This window comes from Microbacterium sp. Y356 (genome assembly GCF_059445355.1).
On record NZ_JCAIUE010000001.1, the window covers coordinates 1,189,180 to 1,208,486 of the forward strand.

At 63.2% G+C, this 19,307-nt stretch carries 21 protein-coding genes; 4 read left to right on the forward strand and 17 right to left on the reverse strand.

All coding sequences use genetic code 11. The features are described from left to right. Position 1 precedes the first annotated feature (1 nt). The 5 genes from AC1C2Q_RS05715 to AC1C2Q_RS05735 all read right to left on the reverse strand — a co-directional run bounded on the left by AC1C2Q_RS05715 (position 2) and on the right by AC1C2Q_RS05735 (position 4,987). Positions 2-946: an alpha/beta hydrolase gene (locus AC1C2Q_RS05715; protein ID WP_495449328.1), complete on the reverse strand. Its 945-nt coding sequence runs from the start codon at positions 944-946 to the stop codon at positions 2-4. 135 nt (positions 947-1,081) lie between these two features. Further along, on the reverse strand, positions 1,082-1,753 hold the full coding sequence (locus AC1C2Q_RS05720; protein WP_495430084.1) for a response regulator: 672 nt from the start codon (positions 1,751-1,753) through the stop codon (positions 1,082-1,084). Positions 1,754-1,757: 4 nt separating this feature from the next. Further along, complete coding sequence (locus AC1C2Q_RS05725; protein ID WP_495449329.1) at positions 1,758-3,194, reverse strand: sensor histidine kinase; 1,437 nt, start codon at positions 3,192-3,194, stop codon at positions 1,758-1,760. A gap of 115 nt (positions 3,195-3,309) precedes the next feature. Further along, the gene (locus AC1C2Q_RS05730; protein ID WP_495449330.1) at positions 3,310-4,443 is read right to left on the reverse strand and encodes a phosphoribosylaminoimidazolesuccinocarboxamide synthase; all 1,134 of its coding nucleotides are present in this window, start codon (positions 4,441-4,443) and stop codon (positions 3,310-3,312) included. Positions 4,444-4,549: 106 nt separating this feature from the next. After that, positions 4,550-4,987, reverse strand: a complete 438-nt coding sequence (locus AC1C2Q_RS05735) for a VOC family protein (RefSeq protein WP_495449331.1) — start codon at positions 4,985-4,987, stop codon at positions 4,550-4,552. A gap of 53 nt (positions 4,988-5,040) precedes the next feature. Between AC1C2Q_RS05735 and AC1C2Q_RS05740 the strand changes: the two genes are divergently transcribed. Then, positions 5,041-5,895, forward strand: a complete 855-nt coding sequence (locus AC1C2Q_RS05740) for a PHP domain-containing protein (protein ID WP_495449332.1) — start codon at positions 5,041-5,043, stop codon at positions 5,893-5,895. A 62-nt stretch (positions 5,896-5,957) separates the two neighbouring features. On the opposite strand, the gene AC1C2Q_RS05745 is transcribed toward AC1C2Q_RS05740, so the two are convergent. From AC1C2Q_RS05745 to AC1C2Q_RS05760, 4 genes are all read right to left on the reverse strand, one after another. Continuing rightward, complete coding sequence (locus tag AC1C2Q_RS05745) at positions 5,958-6,686, reverse strand: SurA N-terminal domain-containing protein (RefSeq protein WP_495430090.1); 729 nt, start codon at positions 6,684-6,686, stop codon at positions 5,958-5,960. Between the two features lie 191 nt (positions 6,687-6,877). Then, a complete protein-coding gene (locus tag AC1C2Q_RS05750; RefSeq protein ID WP_495449333.1) occupies positions 6,878-7,633 on the reverse strand; it encodes an SDR family oxidoreductase in 756 nt (251 codons plus the stop codon). Between the two features lie 44 nt (positions 7,634-7,677). After that, complete coding sequence (locus AC1C2Q_RS05755) at positions 7,678-8,526, reverse strand: helix-turn-helix domain-containing protein (protein ID WP_495449334.1); 849 nt, start codon at positions 8,524-8,526, stop codon at positions 7,678-7,680. A gap of 9 nt (positions 8,527-8,535) precedes the next feature. Beyond that, positions 8,536-9,120 (reverse strand): TetR/AcrR family transcriptional regulator, encoded by a 585-nt coding sequence (locus tag AC1C2Q_RS05760; protein WP_495430093.1) that lies wholly within the window; start codon positions 9,118-9,120, stop codon positions 8,536-8,538. 62 nt (positions 9,121-9,182) lie between these two features. Between AC1C2Q_RS05760 and AC1C2Q_RS05765 the strand changes: the two genes are divergently transcribed. Then, complete coding sequence (locus tag AC1C2Q_RS05765; protein WP_495449335.1) at positions 9,183-10,088, forward strand: oxidoreductase; 906 nt, start codon at positions 9,183-9,185, stop codon at positions 10,086-10,088. A 62-nt stretch (positions 10,089-10,150) separates the two neighbouring features. On the opposite strand, the gene AC1C2Q_RS05770 is transcribed toward AC1C2Q_RS05765, so the two are convergent. From AC1C2Q_RS05770 to AC1C2Q_RS05805, 8 genes are all read right to left on the reverse strand, one after another. Further along, positions 10,151-11,017, reverse strand: a complete 867-nt coding sequence (locus AC1C2Q_RS05770; protein ID WP_495449336.1) for a CPBP family intramembrane glutamic endopeptidase — start codon at positions 11,015-11,017, stop codon at positions 10,151-10,153. Between the two features lie 147 nt (positions 11,018-11,164). Beyond that, the gene (locus AC1C2Q_RS05775; RefSeq protein ID WP_495430096.1) at positions 11,165-11,848 is read right to left on the reverse strand and encodes a response regulator; all 684 of its coding nucleotides are present in this window, start codon (positions 11,846-11,848) and stop codon (positions 11,165-11,167) included. Beyond that, complete coding sequence (locus AC1C2Q_RS05780) at positions 11,845-12,966, reverse strand: sensor histidine kinase (RefSeq protein WP_495449337.1); 1,122 nt, start codon at positions 12,964-12,966, stop codon at positions 11,845-11,847. The genes AC1C2Q_RS05775 and AC1C2Q_RS05780 overlap by 4 nt, the downstream gene beginning before the upstream one ends. Before the next feature lie 94 nt (positions 12,967-13,060). Further along, positions 13,061-14,095 (reverse strand): helix-turn-helix domain-containing protein, encoded by a 1,035-nt coding sequence (locus tag AC1C2Q_RS05785; RefSeq protein ID WP_495449338.1) that lies wholly within the window; start codon positions 14,093-14,095, stop codon positions 13,061-13,063. Between the two features lie 100 nt (positions 14,096-14,195). Further along, positions 14,196-14,657 carry an SRPBCC domain-containing protein gene (locus tag AC1C2Q_RS05790; RefSeq protein WP_495430099.1) on the reverse strand — a complete coding sequence of 154 codons (462 nt, stop codon included), beginning with the start codon at positions 14,655-14,657 and terminating at the stop codon, positions 14,196-14,198. A gap of 9 nt (positions 14,658-14,666) precedes the next feature. Beyond that, a complete protein-coding gene (locus AC1C2Q_RS05795) occupies positions 14,667-15,311 on the reverse strand; it encodes a dihydrofolate reductase family protein (protein WP_495449339.1) in 645 nt (214 codons plus the stop codon). A 1-nt stretch (position 15,312) separates the two neighbouring features. Next, positions 15,313-15,651, reverse strand: a complete 339-nt coding sequence (locus AC1C2Q_RS05800) for an ArsR/SmtB family transcription factor (protein WP_495449340.1) — start codon at positions 15,649-15,651, stop codon at positions 15,313-15,315. Positions 15,652-15,707: 56 nt separating this feature from the next. Further along, positions 15,708-16,805, reverse strand: a complete 1,098-nt coding sequence (locus tag AC1C2Q_RS05805; protein WP_495449341.1) for an SDR family oxidoreductase — start codon at positions 16,803-16,805, stop codon at positions 15,708-15,710. A 339-nt stretch (positions 16,806-17,144) separates the two neighbouring features. On the opposite strand from AC1C2Q_RS05805, the gene AC1C2Q_RS05810 reads away from it, so the two are divergent. Beyond that, positions 17,145-17,573 (forward strand): MarR family winged helix-turn-helix transcriptional regulator, encoded by a 429-nt coding sequence (locus AC1C2Q_RS05810; protein WP_495430113.1) that lies wholly within the window; start codon positions 17,145-17,147, stop codon positions 17,571-17,573. A 95-nt stretch (positions 17,574-17,668) separates the two neighbouring features. Beyond that, positions 17,669-19,282, forward strand: a complete 1,614-nt coding sequence (locus tag AC1C2Q_RS05815; protein WP_495430114.1) for an SPFH domain-containing protein — start codon at positions 17,669-17,671, stop codon at positions 19,280-19,282. The last annotated feature ends 25 nt before the right edge of the window (positions 19,283-19,307 follow it).

Below are 19,307 nucleotides of genomic sequence, written 5' to 3' on the forward strand. Positions count from 1 at the left end.
CTCAGCGCGATGCGATTTCCGAGAGGAATGTCCGCGTGCTCTGCGCAATCTCCTTCGACAGGACGTGGTGCAGGTAGTGGGGTGCATCGAGGACCTCGATCTGACCATGATCGACGCTTTCCACTTGCTGACGGTGGATCTCCACCCAGCCCGTCACGCCGGTATCAATCGAGCTGACGAAGTCCAGCACTGGCAGGTCCGCGGGAAAGGTCTTGCCGCTGGCCGCGGCGAAGTTCGTTGACTTGTGCCGCATCTCATCCACCATCGTTGATGCAGTGGTGTTCTTCATCGTCAACAGCCCCATCTGTTCTTTTTCTTGCTCGCCATACGGGAATCCCTCGTAAGCGTCACCCGACATCGCCGTGAGGACACGCATGATCCCGAGGTCGCCCAGCGTGGCTATGAAGTCCGCCGGAAGCGGGTCTTCTGCGCCCGCCTGATCAGGGACGCTATTGTCGATGCCGATGAATGCGATGAGGTCATCGGGATATGCGCTGCTGTAGGTGAGTGCATAGATTCCTCCGACCGAATGCGCCATCAGTACGAAACGGTCGACACCGAGGTGCTCGAGCGCCTCATGCATCTCCCCCATGATGTTCTCCGCGGTGCGCGCCGTGTCGGTGCCGTCGCTGAGACCTGTGCCAAAAGGCTCGACCACGATGACGCGATAGTCGCTCTTCAGCTCCTGGACCAGAGGCGCGAAGTCGAGCCCTGGTGCGGCGGTCCCGAGCCCGGGAATGAGCACGATGGTCTCCTCGCCGTCACCGGAGATGACGACGTTCACCTCCTTGCCATCAACAGGCACGAGCTGCCCGTATGGCAGGATCCTTCCCGCTTCCATACTCGTTGCGACGACATTCACGGTGAAGGTCGTCGCAACGGCCAGTACTGGTACGGCGATGATGACGCCTACGCCGATAAGGATGGATTTGGTGATCTTGCGCATGGATGCCGTTCGAGTCGAGACGCGCACAGTAGCGCGCAGAGGGTGTCCGACAAGACCATCAGGTGCGCGGAGCACCCGGAAGTGTCAGCGCGTCACGATACTTCGTGACAAGTGTCACCTTGGTGAGGGTCTGCCTTAGCGCTGCAGCCAGGCGAGTACCGCCAGCACACGGCGATGCGCCGATCCAGAGCCGTCGAGGCCCAGTTTGCTGAAGATTGATGTCGCGTGTTTCTCAACCGCCCCAACGCCGATGACAAGGCTTTCCGCGATGCCGGCGTTGGTGCGGCCTTCCGCCATCAACGCGATGACTTCGCGTTCCCGAGGGGTCAGAGCTGCGAGCGGATCCCGACGGCGTCCGAGGAGCTGGCGCACGACCTGCGGGTCGAGCACGGTCCCGCCGTCGGCAATCCGCGCGACAGCATCCTTCAATTCGTCGATTGATGCGAGCCGGTCTTTCAGCAGATAACCAAGACCTGTGTCTCCGGCGGCGAGCAATTCCACCGCGTAGGTCTCTTCGACGTACTGGCTGAGCAGCAGGATGCCTACATCCGGATGCCGGTGGCGCAGCTCGAGGGCAGCACGCACCCCCTCGTCGCGAAAGGTCGGCGGCATCCGTACGTCGAGCACGGCGAGGTCGGGCTGCAGCTCCGCCACCTCGGCGAGCAGGGCATCCGCGTCGCCGTAGGCGCCCACCGTCTCATACCCTGCCTCGTCGAAGAGTCTGATGAGACCTTCGCGCAGCAGGAGAGAGTCTTCGGCCAAGACGATTCTCACCGCCGTGCGATCGTCATCCCTCTGGCCTGCCATCCGATCAAGATACCGTGCCCGTTGTCGCCTCATACGGGATGCTCGCCGAGATGACGGTTGGACCGCCTGCCGGACTCGTGACGTGGAGGCTGCCGCGGAGGCCATGGATCCTCTCACGGAGGCCGGCCAGGCCGCGCCCTTCTGCCACTTCCGCTCCCCCGACGCCATCATCGGAGACGACGATCGACAGCACGTTTCCCGCACCGGCAATGGCCCTGGTCGAGTCGACGGTGAGCTCTGCCCGCGATGCGGATGCATGTTTCGTCACGTTCGTGAGAAGTTCAGCCACCACGAAGTATGCGCTGCGCTCGACCTCTGGCGGCAGCGCCTGACCGGTGAGTGTCACCGTTGTGGTCACGGGAACTGTGCTGCGTCCGGCAAGCGAATCGATCGCAGCGGCAAGGCCGCGGTCTTGCAGGATCGGCGGTGCGAATCCGCGGGACAGCTCACGCAGCTCTTCAAGCGTGTCGCGAGATTGCTGCATGGCGCCATCGAGTAGCGTGCGGGCGGCTTCCGGATCGCTCTCAAGCTTGCGCCCTGCGCTGGCCAGATCAAACTGCAGCCGCACGAGCCGCTGCTGAGGCCCGTCGTGGATGTCGCGCTCAAGGCGGCGCAGCGAGTGGTCCTCGGCTGCGACGGCCGCACCACGCGACGCGCCGAGGTCGGCGACCTCTCGCTCGAGTGCCTCTGAGCGGAATGCGCCGAGCACACCTACCGCGAGTCCCTGATGCAACAGGATGAGACCTCTGGCCACCCACGGCAGCGTCGCCAGGAAGACGACGCCGGCTATCGCGTACAGCACGCTCTCTCCATAGAAGCGCCCGACGTAGCTGTCTGCCATCTGGAACTCGGGAAAGAAGAACCGGAGCACGACGTCATGCAACCAGACGTCTTGCTCGCTCTGCGGAAGGAATCGACCCCAGAACCAGTAGCTGACACCACCGACACCCACGGCCACCCACACGAGGCTGACGGCCCAGGTGAATGTCCCCAGGATAAATCCGAGCAGCAGGGTGTGCAGCAGATAGAGCCAATAGTGAGCGTTGCTGAAGAGACCACGGAACCAGCCGCTCAGGCCCGGACGGCGAACGGCCGGCTCCCAGCGTGGACGAGCAATAGCCGGAAGCCCGGCCCAACTCAACCTGGTGAGTTCTAGGGTGCCGAAGGCCCGGGCAACGAACAAGCCGGCAACGAATATGAAGAGGCCGATCCAAATGATCAGGGTTGCGATCCCGACGGCGAAGAGCACCCACCCGATCACGAGCCCGACCGTCACGATGGGGAACGTGAGCAGCAGGAAGCCCAGCTCACGCGGTACGGACTGCCACAGCCTGCCGTAGCTAGAGCCGCGCTTCGGGCGTTCGATGGGCGGTGAAGAAGTCACGTGTCCCAGCGTGTCAGAATCGCTACCAGCTTGGGCATCGAGCAGGAAGTTGGTCATGAATCAATCCTCGCTTCGTATGGTTCGATCAGCCAGCGGGCCAGCATCCGATTCTTCACGGGGGTTATCCCCCCGTTGTGTGATGCGGCTCGGCGTGAATCGATGATCTTGCCGGTCAGACGAAGCGATCCGTCAGAGCTGCGACCTCGTCGAACTTCTTCTTGATATCTGGCAGCGAAGCCGTGCCGTCTCGATACGACTGTTTGGACATGTCGACGTTGCCGAAGCGCAGACGGCCAGAGTCGCTATCAACGACGTCCGCGACGACCAGTTCGCGGGTCTCGCGATCGAAACCACACTCGATCTTGAAGTCCATGTAGACGCCGCCTTGCTGTCGCCAGGCGTCCTCAATAATCTCGAAGGCCGAGACGGTTCGGTCCCGAAGGCTCGCGATGAGCTCCGGCGAGATATCGGCGTAGCGGCTCTCGCCCAGAGGCTCCTCGCTGATGAGGTCGCCCGCCTTGACGCCTGCTCCGATCGCTTCGGCCGCCGTGTTGTTCGGCACGCGGCGCCGCAAAAGGCCAGCATCGAAGTCAAAGTCGAGCAGCGGATCGTGTTGGGCATCGTCTTTCTCGAAGATCTCAAAGACGAGTTCTTCGAGGAGCGCACCTTCGGACAATTCGGGGAAGCGATCTCGGAAGCTACCGGCGGCGTAACGACGCGCTACGAGTTCCAGCGGAATCATCTCTACGTCGCGAGCTCGGAAAGTGACGTCGTCAACGCTGTCCACGAAGTGGGTCGGGATGCCGTTGCGCTCGAGCAGTTGGAAGACATTGGATGTCGTCCGCGTGGATGCGGCGGCCTTCCCCTCAAGCACGTCGTGCCTTGCCCCGTCGGCGGCGGTTATGTCGTCCTTGCTGCGGACGAGCACTTCACCATTACCAGCATCCTCGATCGTCTTGGTCTTTCCATCCGCCACCACTCGTGACAAGCGTGCCCACGCGGTCTGCTTGGTCACACCGAGAGCCCGGCCGATCTCTGTCCACGAACGCCCCTGTTCCCTCGCCATTGCGACGAGCTCATCCATCTTCGATTCGATGTCTCGAACAGATCCCGCTCCGGCATAGATGAACAGCAACGGGTCGGCTACCCCGTCCAGCTCCGACAATTCAGACGGAAGCGAGAAATGAACCGTCCACGGTGTGCTCCTGAACTCCGGTAACTCGGCTCGCCCAGACAATATGTCCGAGCCTTCCAGTTCCAAGACCCAGTCAGGGTGATGCGAACTCGGCAGGGAACTCTTCATCATCTGCGTCTCCTCGTGGTCGTCGTCAGATATCACTGACGTCAGTATTATCTGACGTCAGTGCATCCTGACGCAACCCCCAAGTGGCGGATCGCCGGCTGATCGGCGGTCAGCTCTTCTTCAGTTCCTCCGCGAGCATCACGAGAATGCCACTGGGGCCACGGAGGTACGTGAGTTTGTAGACGTCCTCGTAGGTAGCGACGCCACGAAGCGGATGACACCCGTGCCGCGCGGCTATCGCCAGGGCTTCGTCAATGTCGTCGACGGAGAAGGCGACGCGGTGCATGCCGATCTCGTTGGGGAGAGTCGGTGTCGACTCGATCGCGTCGGGGTGGATGTATTCGAAGAGCTCAAGGCGACCGTGACCGTCTGGGGTCTGGAGCATCGCGATCTTGGCATGGTTGCCATCCAGGCCGACGGCTGTGTCTGTCCATTCGCCGCTGACCGTGTCCCGCCCGATAACCGTGAGCCCGAGGTCAGTGAAGAAGGAGATCGTTGCTTCGAGATCGCGAACGGCGACGCCGACGTTCTCAAGTTTGATAGCCATGCGTTGCATGCTACCGAGCCGGCCGATTCGCCGCATCCGGGTAGTTTGAGCGCATGACAAATCTGACCGCGGACGCTCACGTTCACAGCGAGTATTCGTGGGATGCCGGTTCTGACCCGTCTTCGGCTGGTGCCATGGGTCGAATCTGCGCGCAGGCCTCTCGAATCGGGCTGCCAGCGCTCGTCTTCACGGAGCACCTTGATCTGGAGGATTTTTGGCGCGTCGACGCCGGAGATATCGGTGAATACGGCCAGCGCTACGTCGACGAATCCGGGTACGTGAGACTCCCCCCGTTCGATTTCGAAGGATACCTAGAGGCAATTGACCGTTGTCGTCACAAGTACCCAGACCTCCGCATCCTTACTGGGGTGGAATTCGGGCAACCCCACCTGTGGGACAGCAAGGCCACTGCTCTGCTATCGAGCGGGCTGATCGATCGCGTAAACGGTTCTTTGCACATGCTCCCGTCCGATGGCCAGGATCGAACGGAGCCAACAACCCTTTATCGCCATCGACCAGCGGATGAAGTCATGCGGGCGTACCTCGAAGAGATCCCGCGAATGGTCGCTGGCTCAGATTCGTTTGCTGTCTTCACGCACATCGATTACGCGGCCCGCTCCTGGCCAGTTCTCACGGCAGGGCCTTTCAATCCGCGACCATTCGAAGACGGGTTCCGGGCGGCGATGCGCGCGATCGCTGATTCTGGCAGGGCTTTGGAGATGAACACCCGACGACTTGAGCCGTGGATTCCGCAGTGGTGGGGAGAAGAAGGAGGGCGCGCGGTGTCGTTCGGCAGCGATGCTCATGGCCCGGCCACACTCGCGGCGAACTTCCCTGAGGCCATGTCAATGGTCGAAAGCTTCGGCTTCCGACCTGGGTCGACCCCTGAAGGCTTCTGGACCCGCTGAGATGCGAGAATCGGCAGGTGTCTCGCTCTGAACCGTTGTCCCGGCGCTTCGGGGGCACCGGATCACAGGTTCAGCGTGATCTCTGCTCCCTCACGTAGCTGGGCAGCCAGTGTCTGGTAGGCCTCGGACTTCTTGGTGTTCACGGCCTGTTCGACGATCTGCGGTTTCACCTCTTCGAACGGCGGTAGCGCCTCGCCACCGGACTGCTCCTGCTGGGCGGCAGCCTGGTCGTAGAGTTCGAGGAGCTCCTCCTCGGTCGGTTCCGCGTCTCCGACCTCCTCGGTAAGAAGACGGTCCACTCTCTGCTGCATCTCCAGCTCAGCGAACACTTCCTTCTCACCCATGCCCTGTTCCTTCAGCGCCGCGAGCAGAGCATCCGTCGACTCCATCTGGCTGGACGTAGCAAGCTGCTCCAGCGCGGAATCGAGTTCCTCCTGTGTTATTTCGATCTTGCGCTCGTCTGCTTCCTGCACGAGGAGCTCGGTGTCGACCATCGCTTCCGCCGTCTGCGTGCGCAACTGATCCTGATCGATAGCTTCGCCGGTCTGCTGCGCTTGAGACTGCGATTGCGTGAACTGCATCTCATAAAGACTGACGAATTCGTCCTTGGTGATCTCTACGCCGTTCACCTCCGCGACCACGTCAGGGACACCCTCCACATCGGGTTGTTGAGACGAACCCTCCTGCTGACTGCTCTCGGGGGCTGGTTCCTCTGAACTGGTGCTGCTGCATCCGACGAGACCAAACAGTGCGACTGCCACGCCCAGCCCTACCCAAATTTTGCGACTCACTCAATCGTCCTTTCGCTGGGGAGCGACGCTAACAGCACGACCTGAACGGCAGATCAATCGGGTGGGCGGCGGTCGCTCTGAGTTGCCGCAGACGCTGAAGACGCGACATCCCCCGACTGCGCGCAATCTCGTAGCCACGTCACCAAATCGTTTCGAGCGGCGCCGTCGATGTGACGCGAACTGGCCGGCATCTATTGCTGGTGGGACGGGCGGACGAGGATCTCGTTTATTGCGACTCTCGCTGGCCTGGTGATGATGTATTCGATAGCGGAGGCGATGTCGTCGGGGTGAAGGATGTCCTGCTCGGACGCCATGTGGTCGTAGAACGCTTGGGTTGCGTCTTGGAACGAGCCAAGTTCGGTGTCGACGAAACCGGGTTCAACCGCCGAGAATCGGAGCCCCGTGCCGGCGTACTCCTGCCGCCATGCGTCTGTCGCGGCAGTCACGGCGAACTTCGTTGCCGTGTAGATGGCCGTATTCGCTGCGATGACCCGGCCCGCAACGCTGCTGACGTTGATCACATCAGTGGGGCCACCGTGTTCCGAGGCTGTGGTGAGGAGTCGCGGTAGGGCTGCTTTGGTCAGGTGCATCAAGCCGCGCAAATTGACGTCGATCATGCGTTCCCAGTCGTCCACGGGCTGTTGCACGGAGTCACCAATGAGCATGAGACCCGCCGCGTTGACCAGAACGTCGAGTCGATCCGCCATGTCGATCGCCGCCGCGACGGCAGCTTGCGCGGTGTCGGGATGAGCGAGGTCACCGTCCACAACCCTCACTGTTCGCTCGGCAGCGCCGAGGTGGGCGGCGAGTTGCTCGAGCCGGTCCTTGCGGCGCGCGACGAGGACGAGGTCATACCCGGCCGCCGCGAGTCGTTGCGCGGTGGCACGGCCAATGCCGCTCGACGCGCCGGTCACGATGGCGACTTTGTTCGTTGTGTGCGTAGTCATTCCTCCACTTTCCCGGCATTAGGTGCCGGGTGGAAGGTGACCTTTTAAGGGGGTGTCGGTGTCACCACCCAGGGGGCATTCGTCTCGGCAGCGTCAATGATCGCGGCGAACGCTTCGTATGCCGCAGAATCCTGCGCCGCGTTGTAGATGGTGAACCGAAAGTCTGCATCTGTCGGAGGAACAAGGACCTCGTAATGCACGTCGATGACGTGGCTGCCGAACTGGAAGCGTTTGGATCCGCTGGTGTTGGCAGTGACATCGTGCTGTTCCCAGAGCTGCGCAAATCGATCGGATCCGTGGAGGCGCTGTATGAGACGGTCGAGTGCCACATCGTCCTGCCGCCGCGTCACGCCGTAGCGGAGTGTTGCGACCATGCTCTCGGCCACCTCATCCCAATCCGGATGCGTCACTTCAGCGTGAGGGTCCTCGAACACGTACCTGGCAAGGTTCCAGTCGTGTTGCCCGCCACTGATCGCCCCGCCCATGAGCGCGTCTGCGATGCGGTTGATGGCAAGCACGTCCATACGGTGATCGACGATGAATGCGCCTTGAGTGCGCATCCCCTCGACCAAGTCGCGAAGGCCACCCCGCAACTTTTCCGTGCCCTTCGCCGGTTCGTCGTAGCGTGTCAGGCGGGTCAGATACGAACGCTCCGAGGCGTCCAAATCAAGCGCATCGCTGATCGAGGCGAGCACTGCGACGGACGGTCGGAGGTCCCGCCCCTGCTCGAGCTGCGTGTAGTAGTCGACGCTGACGTTTGCGAGAGCCGCGACTTCTTCGCGCCTCAGGCCCGGGACCCTGCGCCGGCTGCCCGCGCCGAACCCTACCTTCTCGGGGTCGATTCGAGCGCGTCGTGACTTCAGGAACGACCGCACATCCTCGTTGGAACTCACATCGACAAGCTACGCGAGATTCGGTGGATAAAGGCCAACTGCCTCATCGATCAACTCGCCAAGCTGACTGGCAGGGATGACGCCGCAGTTGACGAGGCCGGCGAGGCCTTGGAGAGTGGCGAGGAATACGAATGAGACTCGTTCCGGCTTCCGGCCCCGCAGTAGATCTTGGGTCCCGCTGCTTTGGAACACGTGCAGAATCGGAGCAAATGCGGCCTCGGCATTCTGGCCCACAGCTTCACTGCCTGCTCCGTGTTTATGAGCGAACATCAGCTCGACGAGGTTCGCTTCGGAGGTCGCGAAGTCGAGGTAGACGCGCGCGATCGAACGAAGCTGTTCGTGAAAATCGGACGATGCCTCGACAGCTTCATTCAGTCGGGTACCGAGCCGAACGAAACCCTCGACAGCCAGGGCATCGAGAAGGTCTTGCCTGCCGGCGAAGTACCGGCGCGGGGCGGCATGGGTGACGCCGATCGTCGCGGCCAGTTCGCGCAACGACAGTTCAGAGACTCCCCGGTCACGCACCACGATCGCCGCTTGATCGAGCACGGCCCGACGAAGATTGCCGTGGTGATACGGACGGGAAGTCGTCATACGCGCAGTCTATCAATGATGTATCCGTTGACAAGATTGTTTCCACTGGTTACATTAACGTCATGTCTAAATTGACTTCACCTTCTCAGATACCAAATCAGACCGGCCGCACCGTCATCATCACCGGCGCCAATAGCGGGATCGGCCGGGCGGCGGCAGCCGCGCTGGCTTCCAAAGGAGCACGAGTCGTCCTCGCCGTGCGAGATCAGGACAAGGGTCGAGCTGCGGCCGCCACGATCGATGGTGAAGTCGAAGTCCGCCCGTTAGACCTCGCGTCGCTAGCGTCGATTCGGGACTTCGCCGCCGGCATCGACAGCGCAGTGGACGTACTCATCAACAACGCCGGCACGATGACCGACTCGCTACAGCACACCAAGGATGGCTTTGAGACCCAGTTCGGGGTCAATCATCTCGGGCATTTCGCGCTGACTAACCTGCTGCTTGACCGCGTCGCTGACCGAGTCGTGACCATCTCGTCATCCGCACACCGCACCGCGCGGATCGACTTCGATGATCTGCAGTGGGAGCGGCGCGCGTTCAAGCCGTTCGGCGCCTATGGACAGTCCAAGTTGGCGAACCTGCTGTTCACCGCTGAGCTGCAGCGCCGCCTGACCGCTGCCAGCTCACCGGTGATCGCCACCGCCGCCCATCCCGGCTGGGCGTCTACCGGATTCCGGATCACGAGCGGCAACCGGGCTCTCGATGTTCTGTCGGCGATCAGCACGCCTCTGCTCGCCCACGGCCCCGAGGGCGGCGCACTTCCCACTCTGTTGGCGGCGGTCGGAGACCTGGGCGGCGGCAGCTTCGCGGGGCCGAGCCGTTTCGGCGGAGTCCGCGGACCGGCCGCGGTGGGTGCGCCGTCCGCCGCCGCACAGGATCTAGACACGGCCAGACGGCTTTGGGAAGTCTCCGAACAGCTCACTGGAGCACGCTTCCCTCTCAGCACCCGGTCAGTCGCCTCAGAGTAGGAGTCACGCTGTCAGGACCGGACCGCCGCTGCCCGCACGGGCGACCGCTCCGGCCCTGGCGATCAGCGACGACCAAGCGAAAGTCGACCTCGACGGCGCGCCACGATCAGAAGCACCGCTGTCGCCACCGAGCACACCAGGACGGCGATGATGCTGGCTTCTGGTCCGAAACTTCCCCCGGAGAGCCATGCCGGCCCGCTTGTCACGGCGGTGACAAGGGAATCGCGCGCCTCAGAGCCGGAGGTCACGGTGCCGAAGATGCCCACCGTCGCAAAGTTCCAGCCGAAGTGCAGGCCGATGGCCAACCACAGCGACCCGGTCGCGAGGTAGGCAGCGCCCAACATGAGTCCGGCTTCGATCGTGATCACAACCGCACCCCACAGCGAGGCGCCCGGGTTGAGCATGTGGACGAGTCCGAAAATGATCGCCGAGGCGCCGAGCGCCACGACTGCGCCCCATCGACCTTGGATGAGTCGGAACACGACTCCCCGGAAGAACACTTCTTCCGAAACGGCGACCGCGCACATCGTTCCGGCGACGGCCAACGCACCGGCGAGTGACCCCCAGCCGGTGATCGTGTAGGCGCCGAAAAGCGCGAGAATGCCGATGGTCACCGCCGACAAAGCTAATCCGACCCCCGCGCCAATCAGCAGGTGACGGGTAGCGCCCTTCGCTGCGAGATCTGTCACCTGGCGACGTTCGACGCGTCGGCCTGTCCAGATGTACAGGTATGCCATCGCAATGGCCAGGACGGGTCCGATGATGAGCGCAGCCACAGGGTTGTGCAGCTCTGCGGCGATGGAGTTCGTGAGGAGCATCGCCACGGCGAAACCGACGACGACGACGGTCGTTCTGATCCAGGATCGAGTTCGGGGTCCCTCGATTCTGGGCTTGGCTGATGGCTTGAGATCCTGCGTGGATTTCGTCATTCTTGCTCCTTATCCCCTACTCGATTTCGGGGTGCGAGAATGACGTTACGGAGCTTGCGAACACGGCGAATCCCACGAGGGTGGACACTTGTGATCCCTCGCTCGGGGGACCCAAGTGGCATGGATACTAGCGATCCGCGCGGAGAGTCAAGACCAGGCGGCGAGTCCCGCTCTGTGCGCGAGGACTACAGCCTGCACCCGATCACGCACGTCGAGCTTCGTCAGGATGCGTGACACGTAGGTCTTCACCGTCTCATGGCTGATGACGAGCTGTGCAGCGATCTCTGCGTTCGATAGCCCCTCGGCGATGAGGATCAGCACTTCGCGTTCCCGCGCCGTTAGCGCTTCGAAGATCGCACCGCCCTGCGTCGAAGGTCGCAGCCGCTCACCGTAGCGTCCGATCAACGATCGCGTCACTGCCGGCGCGATCAGCGAGTCGCCCGCGGCAACGGTCCGAATAGCCGCCGTCAGCTCGGCGGGCCTGGCGTCTTTCAGCAGGAAGCCGCTCGCGCCCGCGCGTAGGGCGTCGTATACGAGTGAGTCCAGCGAGAACGTCGTGACCACGAGCACGCGCGCCGCGTCCGAGACCTGCGGCCCCGCTATTCTTCTCGTGGCTTCGATCCCGTCGAGAAGAGGCATACGGATATCCATCACTACGACATCCGGCTGCTCGCGACGGGTGACCCGTACGGCCTCTTCTCCGTCAGCCGCCTCGCCGACGACTATGAGATCGGGCTGAGCATCGATGATGGTGACGAATCCGGTGCGCACGAGCTCTTGGTCGTCGCAGACGACGACACGGATGGGCATGCTCGTCGAGTCCGCACTCATGCGGGAAGCCGCCCACGCACGATGAACCGATCGCCGACCGGTTCGGCCTGCAGGTCGCCGCCCACGAGTTCCACGCGCTCACGCATCCCGATGATCCCCCGACCCCCAGACATCGAAGCCGCACTCTTGCGGCTGCGGCCGGAACTGACCACTTCAACCAGGATCTCACGTTCGCCATATTCGATCGCCACCGCTGCGGCACCGTCACGCGAGTGCTTCATCGCATTTGTGAGGCTCTCCTGCACGACCCGAACGACCACGAGTCCGGTGGCCCCTGTCAGCGGTCGAGGCTCGCCACGCTCCACGAGCTCGACCACCTGACCGGTCGAGCGGGCCCGGGTGACGATCTCGCCGACCTGCTGCTCGGCGGGCGCTCGCGTGACCTCAGCATCCCCCTCGAGAGCCCCGAGCAGACTGCGGAGGTCGACGAGCGTCGTTCTGCCCCCGTCGGCGATGGACGCAAGGAGATCCAGCGTCCCCTGATCGATATTCTGACGAAACTGACCGGCCTCAGCCTGCACGACCATCGCCGTCACATGATGAGTGACCACGTCGTGCAGCTCGTGTGCAATGCGCGCCCGTTCGGCCGTGATCGTCTCCCGTTCAGCTCTCTCAGTGCGGCCGCGACGCAAAGCGGCCTGCGATCGGAGCCACGAACCGAACATCCACAGCGCCGCCAGAAGCGCGCCGAAGACCAGTGCGTCGAGCACGGTGAGTGCGGCGTTGAGCGCGATCAGCGCCACGACGAGAGCGACGTACCCACCCAAGGCGAGCATCGCAGTTAGCATCCGATGCCGCTCGACCAACGCCCCCGCGCCCACCAGTGCAACGAGCAGACCGAGGGCAGCGAACGTCGTGGGGAACCCGAGCAGTTGGTACGCCGCGAACGCTGAAAAGGTCAGTGCCAAGGACCATTGTGGCCATCGGCGCAGTAGCGCGACTCCGCCGCCCTGGATCACGATGAGCGATGCGCCGAGCAGATCGAGCGGTCGATCGGGCGAGGTGGCCAGCTCCAGCCCCTGCTGCGCCACACCCGGCACGAACGACAGGCCGACGAGAACGACCGCGGACAGTACGTCCCACTTGACACGAGTCAGGAGAAAGCGGACGACCCTCATCCTTGCATCGTACGCGGAGGCAAGGATGAGTCTTGGCCCCGGCACTGTCCCTGCGGGCGACACCCCGCCGCATCCGTCCGCGCCGACCTCTGAATTACCGCGCGGCGAGAATTGCGGCGGACAGCCACTGGCCGAGGTCTCGGAAACCGGGCCCGTCACCGTCGCTCTGCTCTCGGCGAGCGCTGTCGAGGAGAGCCGCATCCGGGTGGGGTTGATCATTGATGATCGAGACGAGTTCGAGGTAGCGCCCCTCGGTCGCGTTGTAGTCCGCGTCCTGGAGCGCCTCGAGGGTGAGACTGTCGAGATCGTGATAGCGGGCCGCGAGCCGTCGCCGAAGGTCGTCGTCAGCCGCGACTCCGAAGGCCTGTGCGAGCTGCTCGACCAGTTGTGCGGCGAGGGCGACCACCTGGGCGTCATCCGCAGCGTATCCCGCCTGCTGAGCAGCCATCAGTTTTGGCGTCAGGTCGGTGCCCGCCGAGTTGATGAAATCCTGCACGTGAGGTGTGGAGATCTCCGAGCCGGGGAACTCCGCATACGTCTCGTGCAGATAGGAACGGGTCGCCTCACGGAACCGGTCGTCCCGCAGCAGCTCTGCCAAGGTGACCCAGGCATCGAGCTGTTCCGGGGCAGGGTCGGGCGATAGCACTGGCCGCGCTTTACGGATCCGCTCGATCGCCTCATCTGGAAGGCCTGCGGTGACGTCATCCAGGAAGTCATCGACCAGTCGCTGACGCTCGGCGTCGGACATCGTCACCAACTTGCGCAGGAGATTCGCGCGTTCCGTCGTGCCCTCCTGCCGCACGAGTGCGCGGAGCACGGCTCGCTTCGCCTGAATGTCCGTCGTCCGCCTCTCGATGACATCGAGATGCTCGGCGAGGATGTCTCGCAGCGAGGTCGTTCCGGCGAGGACGCGGCGCACCTGATCCAGACCGGTCTCGAGGTCGCGCAGCGTGCGCACGAACTCCAGGCGGGCGATCGCATCCACGTCGTAAAGGCGATGGCCGCCGTCGGTCGTGTCCGTCGAGTGTACGAGCCCCTCATCGGCGTAGTAGCGGATGGCGCTGACGCTGAGCCCGGTGCGATGTGCGACCTCGCCGATGGAGTAGAGAGTGTCTTCTGAAATGTTCATGTCCCCACCTTGCGACCTCAAGCGGCTTGAGATGCAAGTCGTCGTCTCCCCGGCTTGCATCTCGCAGCTCGCACGCGCTGGTCTCTGAGTGATGGAGGCGTCACGCGAGGTAGCTACCCAGTGCGTCGAGCAGGCCTCGGGTGCCTTCCTCACGTCCCGGCCCGTCAGCCCAGAACTGGTCGAAGAAGACACCGTGCTCGACGTGCGTGAATCTGGTGCCCGCATCCGTCGGCTCGAATTCCAATGACGCCACGGATGTCGACATGTGGGCCCCGTCGAGCCACATGTCGTATGTCGTGACGATGCGGACGTGTTCGACGATGTCGGTATACGTGGCCTCGTACCGTGAGACTGGACCGTTGTGGAATTTACCCTCGTCGACGTCGCGTCCGCCGACGCGGAAGTCGAACACCCACTCACGAGTCTCCACGCGGTCGCCGTCACCCCACCAAACCAGCTTCTGGTCCTCGTCGGCGAACGCATCCCAGATGCGCTCAAGAGGAGCGGGGTAGTCACGGGTCAGGGTGAATCCGGAGCGAGCGAGTCGGCGTTCTATCGTCATCAGTGCGTCCTATCGCGTCAGAGTGACGTGGATCACGCCGCTCTCCGCTACTTCCGTCGTAACTTTGTGGGTGAGTTCGAAGCTGCGCAGGTCGTCCCACAGCCGATGACCACGGCCGAGGAAAATCGGAGCGACCTGGAGGTGCAGGTCGTCGACGAGCCCGGCGCGCAGGAAGTCGCGCGCCGTACGGTACCCACCACCGACGCGCACATCCAGGTCGCCAGCGGCCTCCGTCGCCTCGGCGAGCACGTCCTCTATCGCGGTATCGCGGAAGTGGAACGTGGTGCCGCCCTTCATCGGGAGCGACGGACGCGATGCGGCGTGGGTGAGCACATAGACCGCGGTGCCGAACGGCGGTGTATCGCCCCACCAGCCTTTCCAGTCTGCATCGTCCGGAAAGGAGTGGAGTCCGAACATCCCCGCGCCCATAATTTCGGCGCCGACTCCCTCGGCGAACGCGACGGCGTATCGGTCATCGACGCCGGTCGTGCCTGCGCCGCTAGTGTCGCCGAAGACCTTTTCCCGGAACGTACGGGTAGCGGCGTACGCAGCTGTGAGGCGCTCCCAGTCTTCGCCCATCGGGTTGTCGGGTGTCGCGTCGGACGGCGTGTAACCGTCCAGCGAAGTGAAAAGGTCCATGCGAACGCGGGTCATTTCAGATTCCCTTCGGGGTCGCCAGTGCGAGATGGATGCCGAGCCGGTCGGCTTGGTGTTCTGCGGGGGTTCGCTGCTCGCCGAGCCACAGATGTAGCACGTCGAGGGCACCCGGTCGCAGGCTCACGGTACGCACGCGCCCGTGTTTCTCCGACGTGACCACACCCGCGTTCTCAAGGATGCTGAGGTGCTGCATGAGTGATGGCAATGCCATCGAGAACGGTGCCGCGAGGTCGGAAACGATCGCAGGGGACTTCGTCAGCCGCTCCACGACGGCCCGGCGGGTGGGATCCGCGAGAGCGCGGAGCACGGCATCGACTTCATCGACATACTTAGGCATATGCCTAACCGTAAGTGAGATGTCGGATTTCGGCAAGGCATCTCGCCACCCGGCTATTACGGGATGAGACGTTCGTCACGGTAGCGATCGAAGAGCTCAGCGAACGCCTGCTCCGTGCGCCGGTAGGAGAGGAACCCGGCATCCCGGCTCTTACCCATGTCGGTGACGACTTCCATTTCGCGGCCTAGGTCGGCGTCAGTGTGCCACCAGGAGGCGACGCGGCTGAGGTCGGACTCGACCAACCCATGCTTGCTGGCGATATCGGGCCAAGCATGCTCGTGAGCGGCCATCTGCTCTTCGAGGGGTTTTGGCGCACCCTCGTAGCCCTTGACACGCCGCGGGTCGATGCCGAGGTGCCCGGCCAGGCGTGGCCACATCCACCGCCACCGGAAAATGTCGCCGTTGACGATGTTGAACGCTTCGTCGGCGCCCGCGGGATCCGTCGAGGCCCACACCATCTGCTCGGCCAGGACACCCGCGTCGGTCATGTCGGTCAGCCCGTTCCACTGCATGTCACTGCCGGGGAACACGAAGTCCAGGTCGAGCTCCTTCGCGATCGTCGCCTGCACCGCGATCGTCAGTCCCATGTTCATCGCGTTGCCGACGGCGTAACCGATCACGGTGTGCGAACGATGCACCGACCAGGTGAAGCCCTGTTTCTCGGCGGCAGCGAAGAGCTCGTCCTCCTGCGCATAGTAGAAGTTGGGAGTGTCGAGGCGCGGCTCCTCCTCGTGGAACGGAGTGTCAGGCATCTCGCCTGCGGCGTAAGCCTCGAATGGGCCGAGGTAGTGCTTGAGGCCCGTCACCAGAGCGACGTGTTCGAGTGGTGCATGCGACAGGGCCGCGAGGAGATCGCGAACCATCGCCCCGTTCACCGCAATATTCTCGGCCTCGGTCGCCTGCCGCTGCCATGCCGTGAAGAACACGTGGGTAGGGCGCTCATTGGCGAGAGCTGCAGTGAGGTTGCCAAGGTCTCGCAAGTCGGCGGCGATGCCGCGAACCCCCTCGGACGAGGACGCGCGCCGGGAGAGCGCCAGTACCTCCCAGCCGTCGTGCACAAGTTGCTCCACCAGCGCCGACCCTGTGATTCCAGAGGCTCCAACGACAAGAGCTGTGCGGGCGGGGGCGGTCGAGATACCTACGGAAGAAGTCACCCTTGCCACAACCAGTGACGCGTGCAGGTATTCCTGCAGAAGCGGGGATGCGCCCCCATTCGTCAGTCGGTGAAGTTCCTGTGGAGTGGTTCCGGAGGCAATGCCAGCTCTCGTGAGAACGTGCCAACTCTCGTGAGAAGGGACAGAACATCGGCATCCATCCAAACTTTCCGTAACCAAACCGTTGCATTCGTTACCACGCCGTTATACAGTTATCGCACGGTGAATGTTTGCTGTGGCATACACCGCATGTGATTGCAGGACACTCTTGGTGCAAGGGACAAGGGCCGGTCGGGAGCCTCTCCGACCGGCCCTTCACCATTCCGTTACTCTGTTGTTATGACAGACCGTAAGCTCGCGCTCGAAGCGTGGGAAGGCCTGTTCCGCGCGCAGCATGAACTCTTCGCCGCGATGGCGGCAGACTTCGAGAACACTCCGATCACGCAGGCCGAGTACGACGTACTCCTCACCGTCACGCGTGCACCGGAGATGACCACTCGCCTGCGCGACGTGACAGCGAACATGCTCATCAGCCAGCCCAGCGTCTCGCGCCTCGTCGATCGAATGGTCGCGAGGGACCTGATCGCCAAATGTCCCGATCCGGAAGACGGACGCGGTGCACTGCTTAGAGCGACGGATGCCGGCGCTCGGGCCTTCCGCGAAGTGGCATTGGTACATGGCCGCTCGATCGCGAAGCAGATGTCACGCCTCAACGACGGCGAACTGCGCACGCTCCGAGAGCTGACCGAAAAGCTCCGCGAGGTCTGACCGAAGTATCCACAGCCCCGTTGTTCGTCGGCCATGTCTGGCATAGTCGACTCTGTGTAGTTTCCGCGAAAGCGGACCACAGGGAGGGTACATACATGGAGATCGCAGGAGCCTTCGGCATCCTAATTTTCGTCGGCATCGGTGTCGTCGTCCTGATCGTGGTCGGTCTGATCACACTGCTGCTCGCACGCAGCTGGATCAAGGTGGCGCGCGCAGATGAGGCGCTGGTCATCTCGGGCCGCAAGCAGAAGGTGCAACGCGCGATCGTCTCGGCGGATGGCACCAGCAGCTCCGAGACCATCGACTCGCCCGTTACGGTCATCGTGAACGGCAAATCGCTCGTCAACCCGATCACGCAGCGCCACGAGATCATCTCGCTGCGCTCGCGCCAGGTTTCATTGAACGCCGAGGCGCAGTCGCTGGACAGCGTGACTCTGAACGTCGATGGCGTCGCGATCGTGAAGATCGGCTCCGATCCGCTCTACGTGCGCCGGGCCGCAGAGCGTTTCGCCTCGCAGGATGCCGCCATCGAGCAGTTCACCACCGAGCAGCTCGAAGGTGCTCTCCGCGGTATCGTCGCCACACTCTCCGTCGTCGAACTCATGCGCGATCGCAAGAAGTTCTCCGACCAGATCGCTGCTGACGTTTCACAGGATCTCGCCGAGCAGGGTCTGATCCTCGACTCGTTCCAGATCAAGGGCATCACCGACGCCGTCGGCTACATCCGGTCGCTCGGTGCGCCGGAGATCCAGTCGAAGCGCCAGTCGGCCGAGATCTCGCAGACCAACGCCGATCGTGCGATCAACCAGAAGGTCATCACCAACCAGGAATCGAACCTGGTCGAGCAGACCGCCCTCGACACGAACACCGCCAACTCGAACGCCGGTATCGGCCGTGCCCGTGCTGAGGCAGAGCAGGCAGAGCACCTCGCCCGCGCCCAGGCCGAGCAGGCAGTTCTCCAGCAGCAGGCAGAGAACCGCCAGGCGCAGCTGGATGCCGACGTCAAGCGTGTCGCGGATGCACAGCGATACGAGGCCGAAACCCGCGCTCAGGCTGAGCTCTACACTCGCGAGAAGGCGGCCGAGGCCGGAGCGATCGAAGAGGTCAAGCGGGCAGAGGCACGCACCCGCATCGCCGAACAGCAGGCAGAGGCTGACAAGGCCCGCGCGGCTGGTGAAGCCCACGCCGCAGAAGCCAAGGCAACCGGTGAAGCAAACGCACTCCGTGCTCTCGCCGAAGCCGAATCCGAGGCCCGCCGCCTTCGTGCCAACGCAGAAGCCGACGCCATTCGTGCGGAGGGTGACGCGCGAGCATCCGCCCTCGAAGCAGAGGCAAAGGCCATCGCGTCGAACCAGGAAGCATTCCTCTCTCAGCGCGTGCTTGACGTCCTGCCGGACATCATGAGCGAGTTCGCCAAGGGCTACGCCACGATCGGCAGTGTCTCGATCATTGGCGGCTCCGGCGAAGACGGCGCCTCCAGCGTCGTCGGTGCTGACAGCGCGAAGGCGTTGAAGTCAGTGTTCGACAGTGTGAGCTCGGCCACCGGGCTCGACCTCGCCGCGATCATCCAGGGCCAGGCCGTCGGCCGGGGTATCGGCACGGGCATCGCGGAGGCGCAGGCGCCTGCGCCTGCCACGGCACCCAAGCGCGCCAAGGCGAAGGCTCCTGAGTCCGAAGCAACTCCCCCGGCTCCGCCCGCTGTAATCTGAGATTCAGACCAGAATGCCCCGCCGC